This window comes from Streptomyces marinisediminis, from assembly GCF_026262575.1.
GTDB classification, from domain to species: Bacteria; Actinomycetota; Actinomycetes; order Streptomycetales; family Streptomycetaceae; genus Streptomyces; species Streptomyces marinisediminis.
Window position 1 is genome coordinate 1 of the sequence record NZ_JAPKFL010000014.1, and the last position, 19,074, is coordinate 19,074.

A 19,074-nucleotide genomic window follows, 5' to 3' on the forward strand; every position below is an offset into this window, starting at 1 on the left:
GCCGGCCCCCGGCCCCGCGCCGGGCCCCCGACGAAAAGGGGGGGGGGGCGGCCCCGCCGCACCGGTGCCGCCCCGCCCCCTTCCGCACGCCGGGCCCGCCGCCGCGCGGAAGGGTCGGGGTGCGGCGGCGGGCCCGGTGGCTGGTGACCGCCTGGGCGGTCGGTGCGGTCAGCGGCTGTCGCTGCCCGCGCTCTCGGCCGCCGCGCGCCCGGCCTCCAGCCGGGCGACGGGGATGCGGAACGGCGAGCAGGAGACGTAGTCCAGGCCCACCGCGTGGAAGAAGTGGACGGACTCCGGGTCGCCGCCGTGCTCGCCGCACACGCCGAGCTTGAGGTCGGGCCGCGTGGCCCGGCCCGCCGCCGCCGCGTCGGCCACGAGCTTGCCGACGCCGTCCTTGTCGATCGTCTCGAACGGGGAGACGCCGAAGATGCCCTTCTCCAGGTACGCCGTGAAGAAGCTGGCCTCGACGTCGTCCCGGCTGAAGCCCCACACGGTCTGGGTGAGGTCGTTGGTGCCGAAGGAGAAGAAGTCGGCGGACTCCGCGATCTGGCCGGCCGTGAGCGCCGCGCGCGGCAGCTCGATCATCGTGCCCAGCGTCAGCCGCAGCTCCACGCCGTGCTCCCGCTCGACCTCGGCGATCACGCGCTCGGCGTCCTCGCGGACGATCTCCAGCTCCTGCACCGTGCCGACCAGCGGGATCATGATCTCCGCACGCGGGTCGCCCTTGGCGGCCTTGCGCTCGGCGGCCGCCTCGGCGATGGCGCGCACCTGCATCGTGAACAGCCCGGGGATGACCAGGCCGAGGCGCACGCCGCGCAGGCCGAGCATCGGGTTCTGCTCGTGCAGGCGGTGGACGGCCTGGAGCAGCCGCAGGTCGTTCTCGTTGTGGTCCTTGCGGGACTCCGCCAGCGCGACGCGCACCGACAGCTCGGTGATGTCGGGCAGGAACTCGTGCAGCGGCGGGTCGAGCAGCCGGACGGTGACCGGCAGGCCGTCCATCGCCTCGAACAGCTCCTTGAAGTCGCCCTTCTGCAACGGCAGCAGGGCGCCCAGCGCCTCGGTCCGCTCGGTGTCGGTGTCGGCGAGGATCAGCCGCTCGACCAGTTCGCGCCGCTCGCCGAGGAACATGTGCTCGGTGCGGCACAGGCCGATGCCCTGGGCGCCGAAGCGGCGCGCGCGGGCGGCGTCCTCGGCGTTGTCGGCGTTGGCCCGTACCCGCAGGCGGCGCACGCGGTCGGCGTAGGCCATGACCCGGTGCACGGCCTGCACCAGCTCGTCGGCGTCGTCCGCCCCGGCGTGCATGCGGCCCTCGAAGTACTCCACGACGGGCGAGGGCACGACGGGCACCTCGCCCCGGTACACCTTGCCGGTGGAGCCGTCGATGGAGACGACGTCGCCCTCGTCGATGACCAGCGTGCCCTTGCCGTCCGGTGCCGGGGCGGTGAGCTGGCGGCGCTTGGTGTCGACCTCCAGGTCCTCCGCGCCGCACACGCAGGTCTTGCCCATGCCGCGGGCGACGACGGCGGCGTGGGAGGTCTTGCCGCCGCGCGAGGTGAGGATGCCCTCGGCCGCGATCATGCCGTCGAGGTCGTCCGGGTTGGTCTCGCGGCGGATGAGGATGACCTTCTCGCCCGAGCGCGACCACTTGATGGCGGTGTAGGAGTCGAAGACCGCCTTGCCGACGGCCGCGCCCGGGGAGGCGGCGATGCCGCGCCCGATCTGGTCGGCCTGGGCGGTCAGGTCGAAGCGCGGGAACATCAGTTGGGCGAGCTGGGCGCCGTTGACGCGCTGGAGCGCCTCGGCCTCGTCGATCAGCCCCTGGTCCACGAGCTGCGTGGCGATGCGGAAGGCCGCGGCGGCGGTGCGCTTGCCCACGCGCGTCTGGAGCATCCACAGCTTGCCGCGCTCGATGGTGAACTCGATGTCACACAGGTCCCGGTAGTGCAGCTCCAGGGTCTCCATGATGTGCATCAGCTCGTCGTAGGACTTCTTGTCGAGCCCCTCCAGGTCCGCCAGCGGCACGGTGTTGCGGATGCCGGCGACGACGTCCTCGCCCTGGGCGTTCTGCAGGTAGTCGCCGTAGACGCCCTGCTGGCCGCTGGCCGGGTCGCGGGTGAAGGCGACGCCGGTGCCGGAGTCCGGGCCGAGGTTGCCGAAGACCATGGAGCAGACGTTGACGGCCGTGCCCAGGTCGTGCGGGATGCGCTCCTGACGGCGGTAGAGCTTGGCGCGGTCGGTGTTCCAGGAGTCGAAGACCGCGCGGATGGCCAGGTCCATCTGCTCGCGCGGGTCCTGCGGGAAGTCGCGCCCGGTCTCGCGGCGGACGATGCCCTTGAACGCGTCCACGAGCGCGCGCATGTCGGCCGCTTCGAGGTCGACGTCGGTGGCCGCGCCCTTGGCCCGCTTCGCCTCCTCGATCGCGTCCTCGAACAGCTCGCCGTCCACGCCGAGCACGGTCTTGCCGAACATCTGGATCAGCCGCCGGTAGGAGTCCCAGGCGAACCGCTCGTCCCCGGCCTGGGCGGCGAGGCCGCCGACGGAGGCGTCCGACAGGCCGATGTTCAAGACGGTGTCCATCATCCCGGGCATGGAGAACTTCGCCCCGGAGCGGACGGAGACGAGCAGCGGGTCGTCGTGCTGCCCGAGCCGCTTGTCCATCTGCCGCTCCAGCGCCGCGAGGTGCTCGCTGACCTCGTCGCGCAGGGCGGCGGGCTCGGCGCCCGTCTCCAGGTAGCGGCAGCACGCCTCGGTGGTGATGGTGAAGCCGGGTGGCACCGGGAGACCGAGGTTGGTCATCTCGGCGAGGTTGGCGCCCTTGCCGCCGAGGAGGTCCTTGAGGTCCTTGTTGCCCTCGGTGAAGGCGTACACGAACTTGGCGGCGTTCGCGGTTACGGAGGGTTCTGTGGCGTCTGTGTTTTCCGGCACGGGACTCGACTCCTCGTTGGGGTCCCCCCGGACGAAGGTTGGGGGAGCTGCCTGCCCTGACGGCGGGGAGCGTACCCAGATCCAAGGCACATCAGCAGGGAAAACCTCATGTCACACGGGTGTAACCACCCTTCTGCCAGCGGATCGAAAGTAAAGGATCGGCCAAGCGGCCGAACGGCGCGCGTTCGGAACTTGAACCCATCATGACGCACCGCGTCCGGTTACCCGCCATCCCATCACGGTGAGCGAGCGACACCCCACGCGCGCGGCGCCACGACGGGTGGCACGCAGTGCCGCTCATTGGAGACATGCACACACCAGGCGAGCGCTCATCTGAGCATGCACAGCATCACCCGTGGCGAGAATCACGCGCAGCGCCGCCCCGCATCCCACGATCCGGACGCCCGTCACCCTCCCGCAACCCCACCGCCACCCCCGGCACGGCACGCCGCCCACGACCACCCCGAGCACCCACCCGGCACGCCTCGGCCGGCGTCCCACCGAAGCGCGAACGCGAGGCGCGCCGACCGAGAGCGGCGCGCGGGCGCCGCCGGAGGCGTGCGACCGACGCGCCCGGCGCGCCCGACGAGCCGGTGCAACGCGACCCCGGCCGACGGCCGACCGGGCGCGGCGGCGGGCAGCCACACCGGCCGGACGGACAGGGTGTACGTGCAGTCCGTGTCCGGGAACGTCGCGCACAGCGGACGCCCGGCCTTGAGGCGCTCACGTGCCGCGCGTCGCCCGTCGGCCTCGGCGGCCCACGCACGAAGCCCGGCGGGGCAGTCGGGGACGGGCGCGGACGGCACCCGCATGAACGGCCGCACCCACGCCGAGTGCCGCGGGTCGGGGTCGAGCCGGTCCGCGGTGCGCAGCGCCTCGGCCCGGAGCCACCGGAGCGCGAGAACCGGGGAGATCGTCTGGAAGGCCCCCAGGACGTACCGCGCCACCCGACCCGTGCCGTACACCCCTCCCTCGGCGACCACGTCGCACCAGTAGGCCACCGGTTCCCCCCGCCCGCTCACACCGGACCGCCGCGCCACATGACCCACGGGCGTTCGATCACCTCGGCGTAGCCGGTGTGCTCGGGGTGCGCGCGCAGGTGGCCGAACACCCACGCCCGGGCCGCGCCCGGGTCCTCGCTCAGTGGCGACCGCGCGGCACACTCGGTGTCGTCGTCCTCCAGCGCAAGGCACCGGAACGCGTACCGGAGCGGCGGCGCGTCGTCATCCTGGTCGAGCCGCAGCGTCCACTCGACGAACCGGAACACACGACGCCGCGCGGAACTCACAGCACCTCACCCCGGCTCCGCGCGTTCGCCCGGGCCACCTCGGCCTGCAAACGCTGCTCGCGGCTCGCCGGCCGCACGCCCTCGGGGGCGACGGACCACTCCCGCCCACCCGTGACGGGGCGCAGGTACCAGCGCCCGCACCACTCACCCCGGTACTCGCCCACCCGGCCCCGTGCGTCCACCACGAGCGCGCCGACCGCCGGAATGGAGGCGGGTACGCGCCGCTTCCCGAAACCGCTCCCACCAACCACGGCAACTCCTCTCCGTAGCGACTCCACTACTCAGACGGCTCAGCGTGACGTAGGGTCAGAAACCGTTCAACCTGTCAGACGGGGAAGAAAGGTTGGTGGTGGCCGTTGAACCGCAAGGAACTGGACCCGAGCAGTTCTCCCCAGGCTGCCTACGGAGCGCGTCTGCGCAGCTCACGGGAATCCCGCGGCTGGACACAGGAAGACCTGGCGCAAAAGATGGAGTACTCCAGCACGCACGTTTCATCAGTCGAAACTGGTCGCAAGCTTCCGACCTTGCGCTTTTCGCGCAGTGCTGACCTGGTGTTCGGCACCGAGGCCACAAATGACACGTTCGAACGGCAGTGGCGCGAGATGCGGCACGGCTCGCTTCTGGAAGGCTTCCCCGAGTACGTCGGGCACGAGGGTCGAGCCGTCGAAATCCGGCTGTATGAAATCGGGATCATTCCAGGTTTGCTACAGACGCCAGACTATGCACGGGTGCTGGCTGAGAGTGCAGTGCGGCGAGGGTCCATCAACGCCGAGCAGGCTGACGAACGCGTCTCGTTCTTGGCGGAACGACAGGCCGCCCTGGAGCGTCAGCGTCCACCCATGGTCTTCGTCGTCATGGACGAGAGCTGTATACGCCGCTCCGTTGGCGGACACGCGGTGATGGACGCACAACTGCAACGACTGGTCGAGTTCGCCGCCAAGCCCACCACGGTGCTACAGGTCGCGCCGTTCGACATAGGCGAACGTCGCCCCTTCGACCTACCCGTCAACGTGCTGACCCTGCCCGATCGGTCGGTGGTCGCCTACGCCGAGTCGCAAGCACAGGGGCATCTTGACCGAGAGGCCACATCAGTGCTTCCCATGCTGACCGCCTACCATCAACTACAGGCCGAATCGCTGTCGCAGGCGGCGTCCGTGGCCATGATCACTCAGGTACGAAAGGGCACCCCGTGACGACCACGACCGATTCTCTCCGCTGGTTCAAGTCCTCCTACAGCAACAACGGTGGCAACTGCGTCGAGGTCGCCGCCAACCTCGTCGCCACGCACGGCATCGTCCCCGTCCGCGACTCGAAGAACCCGACCGCACCCGCACTCGGCATCCCCCTCGCCTCCTTCACCACCTTCATCGCAGGCGTCAAGACCGGCGAACTCGAAGCCGCCTGACCGCCAGAGCCCAACCCACCAGCCACACAGCAGCCCCACCATGCGCCCCATGGTGGGGCCTCACCACACCCGCATCGCGGCGGAGAGTCATGCCGGGCCTGCTGCGAACACCGCAGTACGCGCCGGTCCCGGTCGACGGAGAAAGTCCAGCGGCGGGTCCAGCACACCTGAGCAGGTTCCGGGCGCCTCTGTGGTGCCCGTGCTCACGGGCCTACCATCAATCGTGCGCCGAAGCGCTCTCCCCAGCAGCGCCTGTGACCCTGATCAGCCAGTTGCGAAAGGGCACCACCGTGACCGAATCTCCCTGCTGGTACAAGTCCTCGTACAGCTCGAACGGCGGCAACTGCGTCGAAGTCGCCGCCAACCTCGTCGCCACGCACGGCATCGTCCCCGTCCGCGACTCGAAGAACCCGACCGCACCCGCACTCCGCATCCCCCTCGCCTCCTTCACCACCTTCATCGCAGGCGTCAAGACCGGCGAACTCGAAGCCGCCTGACCACCAGAGCCCAACCCACCAGCCACACAGCAGCCCCACCATGCGCCCCTGGGTTCTAACGGTCCTCGCCGCACCCGCATCGCGGCGAGGAGTCACTCCGGACCCACGCCCGTGTTCGACAACCGCCCCATCTGGGACGACTGGAGCAACAAGTCCTAGCCCACCCCGGCATCGGGCGGTCCGACCGACCGGTCCGCCCTGAAGCAGAACCAGGAGCACCGTGAGCACCCGGACCGTCGGCACTGCCACGATCACCACGCCCGACCTGAACGAGCCGGGCCTCTACCTCGCCAACGTCAGCACCCTGGACAACCCGCGAGGCGCCGTCCAGGACTTCGCCTTCGGCGACGCGGACCTCCGTGCCCTCGATCTCGCCGACACCCAGCTCATCACCGGCCGCATCCACAGCGTCCGCTCACAGCGCGTCCGGTTCGAGTCCCTGAACCTGCACGGCGTGGAGATCACCGGCAGCGATCTCGGCGCGGCACGCTGGAACGGGAGCAAGCTGACCCGCGTCGCCATCCGGGACACCAAGCTCCTCGGCGCCACACTCGACGGCCTGGTACTGGACGACGTGCTGTTCGAGAACTGCAAGCTCGACTACACGACCTTCACCAAGGTCCGCGCCACCGGCCCCGTCGCACTCGTCGGCTGCGTCCTCACCGAAGCCACATTCACCGACTGCGACCTCTCCAACGTCGCCTTCTTCGACTGCACACTCCGCCTCACGGAGTTCGGCCCCGGCCGCTACCGGGGCGCCGACCTGCGCGGCAGCGACCTCACCACCCTCCGCGGTGTCGCCCACCTCGCCCATGTCCGCATCGCCCCGGGCCAGCAGCACGAGCTCGCCCGGGCCATGGTGAGCGAACTCGACATCGTCGTCGGAGACGACTGATGTGGAGTGTTGCGCCCCTGCACATAGCCTCACCAGCCTCGACGCACTCCGCGAACCCTGCGGCCTCAGCACCGTCCGAACCGCCGGCACCGAGCCCGCCCAGGAACCCGGCGCCATGATTCCGGCCGGACCGTGGGCGGCACATCACCGATGCCGCCGTCCGCGCACTCACCCCGCCCACCGCCACTCCGGCAAGCACGCTCGTGCAGACCGTCCGCCCGCCCCCACCCTCACCGGGCCGCCTCGACGACCCCGCCCTGCCTCTGGGGGACGAACAGACCCAGCACATCTACGTGAGACGCGTCACAAAGTTTGGGGGGTCAAGATGTGACCTGGCTGATGTTCCGCGCCGGAGTGGGCGTCGATACTGGGCCGTGTTCACCACCCGTTCACCCGGCGATGACGCCGACGCGCGCAGGGGGCCGACCCCGCTGCGCCTGCTCCGCCACCACCGGGCCCCTCCGACCCCGGAGCCCCTGAAGTGGACCGCGTGACCGACACCGACTCCGCACCCGCCACCGTTCCCACCACTCTGCTGCCCACCGTCCCGCACCAGGGCGGGGGCGCTCCCGCCGCCCGGCGCACGCGCGCCGCGCTCGCCCGCCGGGCCGCCCGCGTGCTGGCCTGCAACTGGACGGGCGGCGCGACGGTACCGGCGCGCAGCCTCTACCCGCACCAGTGGAGCTGGGACTCGGCGTTCATCGCGGTCGGCCTGCGGCACCGCGAGCCGCTGCGCGCGCACAAGGAGCTGGAGACGCTGCTGGGTGCCCAGTGGGCGGACGGCCGCGTGCCGCACATCGTCTTCAACCCCGCCGTGCCGCGCGACGCCTACTTCCCCAGCCCCGACTTCTGGCGCTCCTCCACCGCCGGCGCGGCCGCCGGCGCCCCCCGGCACCGCGAGACCTCCGGCATCGTGCAGCCCCCGGTGCACGCCCTGGCCGTCTGGCTGGTGCACCGCGCGCACCCGCGGACCTCCCGGGAGCGGTCCTTCCTGGCCCGGCTGTACCCGAAGCTCGCCGCCTGGCACCGCTACCTGGCCGACCGCCGCGACCTGGGCGGACACGGGCTGGCGGCGGTCGTCCACCCGTGGGAGCCGGGCATGGACAACAGCCCGTGCTGGGACGCCCCGCTGGCCCGCGTCGCCCCGGCGGCGCCCGACACCTTCCGCCGGGCCGACCTGGACCACGGCGCCGCCGCCGACCGCCCCACCGACCTCGACTACGGCCGCTACGTGCGGCTGGCCGCCGACTACCGCGACGCCGGCTACGACGACGCGCGCGCCGCGTTCGCCTTCGCCGTGGAGGACCCGGGCTTCAACGCACTGCTGGTCCTCTCCGAGCACGCCCTGGCGGACATCGCGCACGAGCTGGGCGCCGACCCGCAGCCGCACCGCACGCGCGCCCGGGAGCTGACGCGCGCCATGGAGCGCCGCCTGTGGGACCCGGCGTCCGGCCAGTTCCGCTGCCGCGACCTGGCCGACGGCGCCCTGATCGCCGAGCGCAGCGCGGCCGGGCTGCTGCCGCTGGCCGTGCCGGACCTGCCCCGGCCGGTGGTCGACGCGCTGGTGGCCACCCTGGAGGGCCCGCACTTCACCGCGGACGCCGCGAGCACCGGGAGCGACGGGAGCACCGCGAGCACCGGGAGCGCGGGCGGCCTCGGCACAGGCGGCGGGGTCGGGCTCGTCCCGAGCTACGACCTGCGCGGCCGCGCCTTCGACCGCTGCCGCTACTGGCGCGGGCCCGCCTGGTTCAACGTCAACTGGCTCCTGGAGGGCGGCCTTCGCCGCCACGGCCGCACCGGGCGCGCCGACGCACTGCGCGCGGCCATGCTCCGCGCGGCGGACGCCACGGAGTTCGCCGAGTACGTCGACCCGCTGACCGGTGCGGGCCGCGGTGCCCGCGACTTCGGCTGGACGGCCGCGCTGACCCTGGACCTGCTGGCCGCCCCGGCACCGGGCGCCGCGGCTCAGCCGCCGGAGGTGTCCAGCTCCGCGTCGGCGCCGACCGTCGCGGGGGCGTAGGGGTCCGCCAGCCACCCGTCGGGGAGCACGACCCGGTTGCGCCCGTGCGTCCGGCCGCGCGGGCCCTCGGCGCCGGCCGGCCAGGGCTGGTCGAGATCGAGCCCGTCCAGCAGCTCGCGCAGCTCGGCCAGTGACGCGGCGACGGCCAGCCTGCCGCGCAGCCGCGAGCCCACGGAGAAGCCCTTGGTGTACCAGGCGACGTGCTTGCGGAAGTCGATGACACCGCGTGCCTCGTCGTCCAGCCACTCCCCCAGCAGCCGCGCGTGCCGCACCATGACGTTGGCGACCTCCCGCAGCGTGGGCCGCGCCACCTCCTCGGCGCGCCCCTCGAAGACGGCCACCAGGTCGCCGAACAGCCACGGCCGGCCGAGGCACCCCCGGCCGACCACGACGCCGTCGCACCCGGTCTCGCGCATCATGCGCACGGCGTCCTCGGCGCACCAGATGTCGCCGTTGCCCAACACCGGGACGCGCTCGGGCACGGCGTCGCGCAGCCGGGCGATGGCCGACCAGTCGGCGGTCCCGGAGTAGTGCTGGGCGGCCGTGCGGCCGTGCAGCGCGATCGCGGTGACGCCCTCCTCGGCGGCGATGCGGCCCGCGTCCAGGTAGGTGAGGTGGTCGTCGTCGATGCCCTTGCGCATCTTCATCGTCACCGGCAGGGCGCCCGCCCCGGTGACCGCTTCGCGCAGGATCTCGCGCAGCAGGTTGCGCTTGTAGGGCAGCGCGGAGCCGCCGCCCTTGCGGGTGACCTTGGGCACCGGGCAGCCGAAGTTGAGGTCGATGTGGTCGGCGAGGTCCTCGTCGGCGATCATGCGCACCGCCTTGCCGACGGTGACCGGGTCCACGCCGTAGAGCTGGATCGAGCGCGGGCGCTCACTGGCGTCGAAGCGGATGAGCTGCATGGTCTTCTCGTTGCGCTCGACCAGCGCCCGCGTGGTGATCATCTCGCTGACGAAGAGCCCCTTGCCGCCGGAGAACTCCCGGCACAGCGTCCTGAAGGGCGCGTTGGTGATCCCCGCCATCGGCGCCAGCACCACGGGGGGTGTGACGGCGTGCGGTCCGATGCTGAGCTGCCGTGCCACGGTCCCTACTGCTCCGACTCCCGGCGCGCCCCGCGCCACCGCTTCTCCCGCGCCCCGTTCACTTCCGCGCGCCCCTGCCGCCCCGGTCGGCCCTGGCCTCGGCGCACTCGCCGCAGGTGCCGAAGACCTCGACGGTGTGCGCGACGTCGACGAAGCCGTGCTCGCTGGCGACGGCGTCCGCCCACCTCTCCACGGCCGGGCCCTCCACCTCCACGGCCTTCCCGCAGGACCGGCAGACCAGGTGGTGGTGGTGGTCGTCGGTGCTGCACCGGCGGTAGACGGCCTCGCCCTCGTCCGTGCGCAGCACGTCGACCTCGCCCGCGTCGGCGAGGGACTGCAAAGTCCGGTACACGGTCGTCAGCCCGACGGAGTCGCCGCGGTGCTTGAGCATGTCGTGCAGCTCCTGGGCGCTGCGGAACTCCTCGACCTCGCTCAGCGCCGCCGCCACCGCGGCGCGCTGCCGTGTCGAACGCCCACGGACTGGGGGACCTGCGGTCGCCACCGTTGCCTCCTTCGTCACCCGGTCGGGTGATTCGGCTCGCCTTGGTCGCGCCCAATTGTGCCAGGTGTGACGGGCGTGCCCCGGGTTGCCGCCTCACCCGCCGCGCGCGACCTCCCCCTCCAGCATGCCCGACGGCTCCCGCCGCGCGGCCAGCCGTGCTCTGCGGCGCGCGGCGGCCGGGGTGAACGCGGCCAGCACGGCGAACGCGGCGATGGCCAGCAGCACGATCGTCGCGCCCGGGGGCACGTCGGCGTAGAAGGAGACGGCGGTGCCGGACAGCGCCACCAGCACGCCCAGCGCGACGGAGAGCCCGAGCGTCACCGCGAAACCGCGGGTCACCTGCTGGGCGGCCGCGACCGGGATGACCATGAGCGCGCTGACCAGCAGCAGCCCCACCACGCGCATCGCCACGGTGACGGTGACGGCGGCGGTGACGGCCAGCAGCAGGTTCAGCAGCCGCACCGGCAGTCCGGTGACACGGGCGAACTCCTCGTCCTGGCACACGGCGAACAACTGCCGCCGCAGCCCCAGGCAGACGGCGAGGACCGCACAGGACAGGATCACGATCGCCGTGACGTCCGCGGGCGAGACGGTGGTGATGGAGCCGAACATGGCCGTCAGCAGGTCCCCCGTGGAGCCGCCGGGGGCCAGGTTGATGATCATGACGCCGCCCGCCATGCCGCCGTAGAAGAGCATGGCCAGCGCGATGTCGCCGCGCGCCTTGCCGTACCAGCGGACCAGCTCGATGGCGACGGCGCCGGCCGCGGCGACCAGCACCGCCGTCCACACCGCGTTCGTGCTGAGCAGGAAACCCAGCGCCACGCCGGTCAGCGCGATGTGCCCGATCCCGTCGCCCATGATCGCCTGGTGGCGCTGGACCAGGTAGATGCCCACGGCGGGCGCGGCGACGCCCACGAGCAGCGCGGCCAGCAGGGCGCGCTGCATGAAGGCGTAGTCCAGGAGCTCGGTCATGCGGGGAACCCCGTTCCGATGCGGGGCGCCGCCGGTGCCTCGTCGGGGGCGGCGCTGTCGTGCGGGTGGCAGGCCGGGTCGTGCAGCCGCTCGGGGTGCTCGACGCGCTCCACCCGGCCGTCGCGCAGGACGACGGTGCGGTCGATGAGCCGGGCCAGCGGGCCGAGCTCGTGCAGCACCAGCAGCACCGAGACGCCCTCGGCCACCTGGGCGCACAGCGCGTCGGCCAGCACCCGCTGGCTGGCCAGGTCGACGCCGGCCAGCGGCTCGTCCATGATCAGCAGCTCGGGCTCCCCGGCCAGCGCGCGGGCGATGAGCACCCGCTGGTGCTGGCCGCCGGAGAGCGCGCCGACGGAGTCGCGGGCCCGCTCGGCCATGCCCACGGCCGCCAGCGCCCGGGTGACGGCGTCCCGGTCCGCGCGGCCCAGCGGACGCAGCCCGCGCCGGGCGAGCCGCCCGGAGGACACCACCTCGCGGACGGTCGCCGGGACGCCGGCGGCCGCGGTGGAGCGCTGCGGCACGTACCCCAGGCGCCGCCAGGCGCGGAAGCGGCGCAGCGGCGTGCCGAAGAGCTCCAGCGCGCCGCCGGTCAGCGGCACCTGGCCGACGGCCGCGCGCACCGTGGTGGACTTCCCGGAGCCGTTCGCACCGAGCAGGGCGACCACCTCGCCGCGTCCCACGGTCAGGTCGATGCCGCGCAGAACGGGCCGGGAGCCGAGCGCGGCGTGCGCGCCGCGCAGGGCGACGACGGGATCGGCCGCCGATCGCCCCCTGGCCACCCCGGTCCCCTCGTTTCTCTCGGTCCCCTTGGGCTCCATGGGCTCCTTCACGGGCCCTCCTCCACGGCTCGGGCCGTCGGCCGGGGCGCTCACGCGGCGCCCAGCGCCTTCCGCAGTGCTTCCAGGTTCGCGCGCATGACCTCGAAGTAGTCGTCCCCGCGCGAGCCGTCGGTGATGCCCTCCACCGGGTCCAGGACGTCGGTGCGCAGGCCGAGGTCGGTGGCGAGGGACCGCGCGGTGCGGTCGCTGGCGATCGTCTCGAAGAAGACGGTGGTCACGCCGTCCTCCTCCGCGACGGCGTGCAGCTCCTTCAGCCGCGCGCCGCTCGGGTCGGACTCCGGGCTGAGGCCGGCGATGGCCTCCTCGTGCAGCCCGTAGCGGGCGGCGAGGTGGCCGAAGGCGGCGTGGGTGGTGATGAAGGTGTCGGTGTCGGTGTTGCGCAGGCCGTCGGCGAACTCGGTGTCCAGCCGCTCCAGCTCGCCCACCAGGTCCTCGGCGTTCTTGCGGTAGTCGGCCGCGTGGTCGGGGTCGGCCTCGGCGAGCGCCTCCCCGACGCCCTCGGCGACGGCGGCGTACTGCACCGGGTCGAGCCAGATGTGCGGGTCCTGGCCCCCGTGGTCGTGGTCGTGGTCGTGGCCCGACTCCTCGGCGGTGGGCTCCCCGGTCGGCTCCTCCCCGGCGGGCTCGTCGCCGTGGCCGTGCTCGTGCTCGTGCTCGCCGCCGCCGTGCTCGCCGCCGTCGCCGTCCTCGTGCTCGCCGCCGCCGTGCTCGTCGCCGTGCTCGTCACCGCCGTCCCCGTCGCCGTGGGGCGCGGTGCCGCCCTCCGCGCCGGCGGCCTCCTCCGCGAGCGCGCCCGCCTCCACCACCTGCCGCGCGTCGGACTGCCCGACCGCCTCGTCCACGGCGGGCTGCATGCCCTCCAGGTAGACGACGACCCCGGCCTCGGTCAGCTCGGCGGTCTGCCGGGGGCTGAGCTCCAGGTCGTGCGGTTCGACGCCGGGCCCGGTCAGCGTGGTGACCGCCACGTGCTCCCCGCCGACCCGCTCGGCCACGAACTCCATCGGGTAGAAGGACGCCACGACGTTCAGCTTGCCGCCCTCGGTGGTACCCGTGTCGCCGCTTCCGCAGGCGGACAGGGTGAGCAGGGACAGCGCGGACGCTCCGGCGAGGGCGGAGCCGGCTATGAGGGGGCGGCGGCGAGCGTTCATGACACTCATTTTCAGACGTAATGGAAACCGTTGTCAAATTCGAACAGCCGCACGCACCGAACCCGCCGCCGGCCGGGGCCCGGCCCCCTCCGGTGCCCCCGCACCGATTTGATCCCAGGCACGCTCCCGCCGGTAATCTGAGGTATTCCGTCGTCGTTTCGTAACGAAGAGAGCACCGTGGCCGCCGACAAGATCGACACCATCGTCAGCCTCAGCAAGCGCCGTGGCTTCGTCTACCCCTGCAGCGAGATCTACGGCGGTCAGCGAGCCGCCTGGGACTACGGCCCGCTGGGGGTGGAGCTGAAGGAGAACATCAAGCGCCAGTGGTGGCGAGCGATGGTCACCTCGCGGGAGGACGTCGTCGGCATCGACTCCTCGGTGATCCTGGCCACCGAGGTGTGGCAGGCATCCGGCCACGTCGCCACCTTCACCGACCCGCTGACCGAGTGCACCTCCTGCCACAAGCGCTTTCGCGCCGACCACCTGGAGGAAGCGTACGAGGCCAAGCACGGGCGGCCCCCGGCCGAGGGCCTGGCCGAAGTCAACTGCCCCAACTGCGGCAACAAGGGCACCTTCACCGAGCCCAAGCAGTTCTCCGGCCTGCTCTCCACCCACCTGGGTCCGACCACGGACTCCGGCGCGGTGGCCTACCTGCGCCCGGAGACGGCGCAGGGCATCTTCACCAACTTCAGCCAGGTGCAGCAGACCTCGCGCAAGAAGCCGCCGTTCGGCATCGCGCAGATGGGCAAGTCGTTCCGGAACGAGATCACCCCGGGCAACTTCATCTTCCGCACCCGCGAGTTCGAGCAGATGGAGATGGAGTTCTTCGTCAAGCCCGGCGAGGACGAGCAGTGGCACGAGTACTGGATGGAGCAGCGCTGGAACTGGTACCGGGGGCTGGGGCTCTCCGAGGCCAACATGCGCTGGTACGAGCACCCGGGCGAGAAGCTCTCCCACTACTCCAAGCGCACCGCTGACATCGAGTACCGGTTCAGCTTCGGCGGCTCGGAGTGGGGCGAGCTGGAGGGCGTGGCCAACCGCACGGACTTCGACCTCGGCGCCCACGCCAAGGCCTCCGGCCAGGACCTGTCCTACTTCGACCAGGAGGCGGGCGAGCGCTGGACGCCGTACGTCATCGAGCCGGCGGCCGGCGTGGGGCGCACGATGCTCGCCTTCATGCTGGACGCCTACGTCGAGGACGAGGCGCCCAACGCCAAGGGCAAGCTGGAGAAGCGCACCGTGATGCGCCTCGACCCGCGGCTGGCGCCGGTCAAGGTCGCCGTCCTGCCGCTGTCCCGCAACGAGCGGCTCTCGCCGAAGGCGCGCGGCCTGGCTCAGACGCTGCGCGGCCACTGGAACATCGAGTTCGACGACGCCGGGGCGATCGGCCGCCGCTACCGCCGCCAGGACGAGATCGGCACGCCGTTCTGCGTCACCGTCGACTTCGACACGCTCGACGACAACGCGGTGACGGTGCGCGAGCGCGACACGATGAAGCAGGAGCGCGTCTCCCTGGACCAGGTGGAGTCCTACCTCGCCGGCCGCCTCATCGGCTGCTGACCCGCTCCGGCCACCCGGCTCCCGGGCCCCGGTTCCCCCGCGCGGGCGGAGCCGGGGCCCGTCCGCCTCCCGGCGCCGCCGCCCGCCTCCCGGGCCCGCGGGCGCCGGTCAACGCTGCCGGGGGGCCGTCTCGCGCGGTGCCAGCTCGTTGGGGATCGCGCCGCCGAAGCGCCGGTCGCGCTTGGCGTACTCCACGCACGCGCGCCACAGGTCGCGCCGGTCGAAGTCGGGCCACAGCACGTCCTGGAAGACCATCTCGGCGTAGGCGCTCTGCCAGATGAGGTAGTTGGACGTGCGCTGCTCGCCCGAGGGCCGCACGAACAGGTCGACGTCCGGCATGTCGCGGTAGTACAGGTACTTGGCGAACGTCTTCTCGTTGACCTTCCCCGGGTCCAGGCGCCCGTCGGCCACGTCGCGGGCGATGGCCTGCGCGGCGTCGGCGATCTCCGCGCGGCCGCCGTAGTTGACGCAGAAGTACAGCGTCATCGCCGTGTTGTCCCGCGTCTGCTCCTGGGCGATCTGGAGCTCCTGGACGACCGACTTCCACAGCTTGGGCATGCGTCCCACCCAGCGGATGCGGATGCCCATGGCGTCCATCTCGTCCCGGCGCCGCCGGATGACGTCCCGGTTGAAGTTCATCAGGAAGCGCACCTCCTCCGGGGAGCGCTTCCAGTTCTCCGTCGAGAAGGCGTAGAGGGAGAGGTTCTTCACCCCGATCTCCAGGCAGCCGCGCAGGACGTCGAGGACGACGCCCTCCCCCATGCGGTGCCCCTCGGTGCGGGGCAGGCCGCGCTCCTTGGCCCAGCGGCCGTTGCCGTCCATCACCACGGCCACGTGGTTCGGCACCACACTGGCGGGCAGTTCCGGCGGGCGGGCCCCGGAGGGGTGCGGGGCGGGGGCGGCGTAGCCGCGGGAGGCGTGGGGCTGCCGGGACAGCATGTTCAACTCCAGATAGGTCACCAGGAAACAGGGCCGAGGTTATCGGCTCAGCCCTTGTCGACGTACCGCAGGGAACGCAGCCCGCGCTCCAGGTGCCAGTGCAGGTAGGCCGAGACCAGCCCGCTGCCCTCGCGCACGTGGCGCGGCTCGGCGGCGTCGGCGGTCGGCCAGTCGCCGGTCAGCAGCGCGGCCAGCAGCCGCAGCGCCTCCGGGGAGGGGACGACGCTGCCGGGCCTGCGGCAGTCCGGGCACACGCAGCCGCCGCCCGCGACGGAGAAGAACCGGTTGGGGCCGGGCATGCCGCACTGGGCGCAGTCGTCGAAGCTGGGCGCGTAGCCGCCCACGGCGAGCGAGCGCAGCAGGAAGGCGTCCAGCACCAGCCCCGGCCCGTGCTCCCCGGCGGCGAGCGTGCGCAGGGCGCCCACCAGGAGCAGGTACTGCTGCACGTTGGGCTCGCCCTCGTGGTCGGTGAACCGCTCCGCCGTCTCCAGCATCGCCGTGCCCGCGGTGTAGCGGGCGTAGTCGGCCACGACGCCGCGCCCGTACGGGGCGATGGTCTCGGTCTGCGTGCACAGCGGCAGGCCCCGGCCGACCAGCTCGCCACCGCGCGCGAAGAACTGGACGTCCACGTGGGAGAACGGCTCCAGCCGGGCTCCGAACTTCGACTTCGTGCGGCGCACGCCCCGGGCCACCGCCCGCACCCGTCCGTGCCCGCGCGTCAGCAGGGTGATGATGCGGTCCGCCTCCCCCAGCTTCTGGGTGCGCAGCACGATGCCGTCGTCGCGGAACAAGCTCATCCACCCATTCTCCCGCACCCCTCGGCCCGCTCCCCCACCGCCGCCGCACCGCGCCCGGCGCAGGGGGCGGGGGCGGGGGCGGCGCAGGGCGGGTCCGCGGCGTCCGGGGCGGGCGGCCGGCGGGCGGGCCGGCCGGGGCGGGCGCGGAGCGGGCTGAGGCGGGCCTCGCCCCGGGCCGCGGCGCCGGCGCGGCCCCGCCGCGACGTCATGTGGGATCTCGCATACTGATACAGGAGGAGCGGCGGCGCGGACGCTCGGCTAGGCTTCCGTCATCATGCGTTTCGGGCTGCTTCTCCTTAGCCGCCGCGGCGAGGGCCTGTAGGTACGGCCGACCCCCTCCCCGCGGAGTGCGGTGCTGCCACCGTCGGCCTTCGAGAAGACCACTCCGCGATCGGAGCCCACCCGTCATGACGATCTCCTCCACCCAGCCGGTCGGCCGCGCCACGCCCATCACGGCGGCGAGCACCCCGCAGCGCCCCTCGCGGATGCCGGTCCACAAGTACGGCCCGTACGAGGCCGTGGACATCCCCGACCGCACCTGGCCGAACGCCCGGATCACCCGGGCGCCGCGCTGGCTGTCCACCGACCTGCGGGACGGCAACCAGGCGCTCATCGACCCGATGTCCCCCGCCCGCAAGCGGAAGATGTTCGACCTGCTGGTGGGCATGGGTTACAAGGAGATCGAGGTCGGCTTCCCCTCCTCCGGGCAGACCGACTTCGACTTCGTCCGCTCGATCATCGAAGAGGGCGCGATCCCCGACGACGTGACGATCTCGGTGCTGACCCAGGCGCGCGAGGAGCTGATCGAGCGGACGGTAGAGTCCCTGGTGGGTGCGCCACGGGCCACGGTGCACCTGTACAACGCGACCGCGCCCGCCTTCCGCCGCGTGGTCTTCCGCGGCACCCGGGAGCAGGTGCGGCAGATCGCGGTGGACGGCACCCGACTGGTGATGGAGTACGCCGACAAGCTGCTGGACGCGCGGACGGTGTTCGGCTACCAGTACAGCCCGGAGATCTTCACCGACACCGAGCTGGACTTCGCGCTGGAGGTCTGCGAGTCGGTGATGGACGTCTGGCAGCCCGAGGAGGGCCGCGAGATCATCCTGAACCTGCCGGCGACGGTGGAGCGCTCGACGCCGTCCACGCACGCGGACCGCTTCGAGTGGATGTCGCGCCACCTCTCGCGCCGGGAGCACGTATGCCTGTCCGCGCACCCGCACAACGACCGCGGCACGGCGGTGGCGGCGGCCGAGCTGGCCGTGATGGCCGGTGCCGACCGCGTCGAGGGCTGCCTGTTCGGCCAGGGCGAGCGCACCGGCAACGTCGACCTGGTGACGCTGGGCATGAACCTGTTCTCCCAGGGCGTGGACCCGCAGATCGACTTCGGCCAGATCGACGAGATCCGCCGCACCGTGGAGTACTGCACGCAGATGGAGGTGCACCCGCGCCACCCGTACGCGGGCGACCTGGTCTACACGGCCTTCTCCGGCTCGCACCAGGACGCCATCAACAAGGGCTTCGACGCCCTGCGGGCCGCCGCGGTCGAGGCCGGGAAGACGGTGGACGAGGTCCCCTGGGAGGTGCCCTACCTGCCCATCGACCCCAAGGACGTCGGCCGCTCCTACGAGGCCGTCATCCGGGTCAACTCCCAGTCCGGCAAGGGCGGCATCGCCTACGTGCTGAAGAACGACCACAACCTGGACCTGCCGCGCCGGATGCAGATCGAGTTCTCCCGCATCATCCAGGAGAAGACGGACGCCGACGGCGGCGAGATCACCCCGGCGCAGATCTGGGACGCCTTCCGGGACGAGTACCTGCCCACGCCCGAGCGCCCCTGGGGCCGCGTCACGCTGCGCAGCGCGCAGAGCGAGACCACGACCGACGGGCACGACGCGCTGACCGTCGAAGCGGTCGTCGACGGCGCCCCCACGGTGCTCACGGGCCACGGCAACGGCCCGATCTCGGCGTTCTTCGACGCGCTGGCGAAGAACGGCATCGACGTGCGGCTGCTGGACTACGTCGAGCACACGCTCAGCCAGGGCGCGAGCGCCCAGGCCGCCTCGTACATCGAGTGCGCGATCGACGGTCAGGTGCTGTGGGGCGTGGGCATCGACGCCAACACCACCCGCGCGTCGATCAAGGCGGTGGTCTCGGCCGTCAACCGCGCGACGCGGTGAGGCGGTCGGCGCCGTCGGCCCGGCGGCG

At 72.4% G+C, this 19,074-nt stretch carries 17 protein-coding genes; 7 read left to right on the plus strand and 10 right to left on the minus strand.

What is annotated here, in order from left to right; genetic code table 11:
* Positions 1–168 precede the first annotated feature (168 nt).
* The 3 genes from ppdK to OSB71_RS13225 all read right to left on the minus strand — a co-directional run bounded on the left by ppdK (position 169) and on the right by OSB71_RS13225 (position 4,464).
* Positions 169–2,925: a pyruvate, phosphate dikinase gene (gene ppdK, locus OSB71_RS13215; RefSeq protein WP_265947853.1), complete on the minus strand. Its 2,757-nt coding sequence runs from the start codon at positions 2,923–2,925 to the stop codon at positions 169–171.
* Between the two features lie 1,018 nt (positions 2,926–3,943).
* Complete coding sequence (locus OSB71_RS13220) at positions 3,944–4,213, minus strand: DUF7848 domain-containing protein (RefSeq protein WP_265947855.1); 270 nt, start codon at positions 4,211–4,213, stop codon at positions 3,944–3,946.
* Positions 4,210–4,464, minus strand: coding sequence for a hypothetical protein (locus OSB71_RS13225; RefSeq protein WP_265947857.1), 255 nt, complete (start codon positions 4,462–4,464; stop codon positions 4,210–4,212). The genes OSB71_RS13220 and OSB71_RS13225 overlap by 4 nt, the downstream gene beginning before the upstream one ends.
* A gap of 105 nt (positions 4,465–4,569) precedes the next feature.
* Here OSB71_RS13225 and OSB71_RS13230 point away from each other — a divergent pair, with 105 nt between their 5' ends.
* The 5 genes from OSB71_RS13230 to OSB71_RS13250 all read left to right on the plus strand — a co-directional run bounded on the left by OSB71_RS13230 (position 4,570) and on the right by OSB71_RS13250 (position 9,030).
* Positions 4,570–5,406, plus strand: coding sequence for a helix-turn-helix domain-containing protein (locus OSB71_RS13230; RefSeq protein ID WP_265947859.1), 837 nt, complete (start codon positions 4,570–4,572; stop codon positions 5,404–5,406).
* Complete coding sequence (locus tag OSB71_RS13235; protein WP_265947861.1) at positions 5,403–5,618, plus strand: DUF397 domain-containing protein; 216 nt, start codon at positions 5,403–5,405, stop codon at positions 5,616–5,618. Before OSB71_RS13230 ends, OSB71_RS13235 begins: the two co-directional genes overlap by 4 nt.
* A gap of 290 nt (positions 5,619–5,908) precedes the next feature.
* Positions 5,909–6,115 (plus strand): DUF397 domain-containing protein, encoded by a 207-nt coding sequence (locus tag OSB71_RS13240; RefSeq protein ID WP_265947863.1) that lies wholly within the window; start codon positions 5,909–5,911, stop codon positions 6,113–6,115.
* A gap of 220 nt (positions 6,116–6,335) precedes the next feature.
* Complete coding sequence (locus OSB71_RS13245; protein WP_265947865.1) at positions 6,336–7,010, plus strand: pentapeptide repeat-containing protein; 675 nt, start codon at positions 6,336–6,338, stop codon at positions 7,008–7,010.
* 481 nt (positions 7,011–7,491) lie between these two features.
* On the plus strand, positions 7,492–9,030 hold the full coding sequence (locus OSB71_RS13250) for an MGH1-like glycoside hydrolase domain-containing protein (protein ID WP_416237256.1): 1,539 nt from the start codon (positions 7,492–7,494) through the stop codon (positions 9,028–9,030).
* Here the strand turns inward: OSB71_RS13250 and dusB are convergent.
* The 5 genes from dusB to OSB71_RS13275 form a co-directional block, all read right to left on the minus strand.
* The gene (dusB, locus tag OSB71_RS13255) at positions 8,976–10,112 is read right to left on the minus strand and encodes a tRNA dihydrouridine synthase DusB (protein WP_265947867.1); all 1,137 of its coding nucleotides are present in this window, start codon (positions 10,110–10,112) and stop codon (positions 8,976–8,978) included. The two genes, OSB71_RS13250 and dusB, sit on opposite strands and share 55 nt — an antisense overlap.
* Positions 10,113–10,170: 58 nt before the next feature.
* Positions 10,171–10,614, minus strand: a complete 444-nt coding sequence (locus OSB71_RS13260) for a Fur family transcriptional regulator (protein WP_265947869.1) — start codon at positions 10,612–10,614, stop codon at positions 10,171–10,173.
* Between the two features lie 93 nt (positions 10,615–10,707).
* Positions 10,708–11,586 carry a metal ABC transporter permease gene (locus OSB71_RS13265; protein ID WP_265947871.1) on the minus strand — a complete coding sequence of 293 codons (879 nt, stop codon included), beginning with the start codon at positions 11,584–11,586 and terminating at the stop codon, positions 10,708–10,710.
* On the minus strand, positions 11,583–12,404 hold the full coding sequence (locus OSB71_RS13270) for a metal ABC transporter ATP-binding protein (RefSeq protein WP_265948063.1): 822 nt from the start codon (positions 12,402–12,404) through the stop codon (positions 11,583–11,585). Before OSB71_RS13270 ends, OSB71_RS13265 begins: the two co-directional genes overlap by 4 nt.
* Before the next feature lie 50 nt (positions 12,405–12,454).
* On the minus strand, positions 12,455–13,582 hold the full coding sequence (locus OSB71_RS13275) for a metal ABC transporter substrate-binding protein (protein ID WP_265947873.1): 1,128 nt from the start codon (positions 13,580–13,582) through the stop codon (positions 12,455–12,457).
* 168 nt (positions 13,583–13,750) lie between these two features.
* Between OSB71_RS13275 and OSB71_RS13280 the strand changes: the two genes are divergently transcribed.
* A complete protein-coding gene (locus tag OSB71_RS13280) occupies positions 13,751–15,133 on the plus strand; it encodes a glycine--tRNA ligase (protein WP_265947875.1) in 1,383 nt (460 codons plus the stop codon).
* 108 nt (positions 15,134–15,241) lie between these two features.
* Here OSB71_RS13280 and OSB71_RS13285 read toward each other — a convergent pair whose 3' ends face one another.
* Both OSB71_RS13285 and recO read right to left on the minus strand, forming a co-directional pair.
* Positions 15,242–16,072 (minus strand): isoprenyl transferase, encoded by an 831-nt coding sequence (locus OSB71_RS13285; RefSeq protein WP_265948065.1) that lies wholly within the window; start codon positions 16,070–16,072, stop codon positions 15,242–15,244.
* A 47-nt stretch (positions 16,073–16,119) separates the two neighbouring features.
* On the minus strand, positions 16,120–16,869 hold the full coding sequence (gene recO / locus OSB71_RS13290; protein ID WP_265947877.1) for a DNA repair protein RecO: 750 nt from the start codon (positions 16,867–16,869) through the stop codon (positions 16,120–16,122).
* A 407-nt stretch (positions 16,870–17,276) separates the two neighbouring features.
* On the opposite strand from recO, the gene leuA reads away from it, so the two are divergent.
* On the plus strand, positions 17,277–19,046 hold the full coding sequence (gene leuA / locus OSB71_RS13295) for a 2-isopropylmalate synthase (RefSeq protein WP_265947879.1): 1,770 nt from the start codon (positions 17,277–17,279) through the stop codon (positions 19,044–19,046).
* The last annotated feature ends 28 nt before the right edge of the window (positions 19,047–19,074 follow it).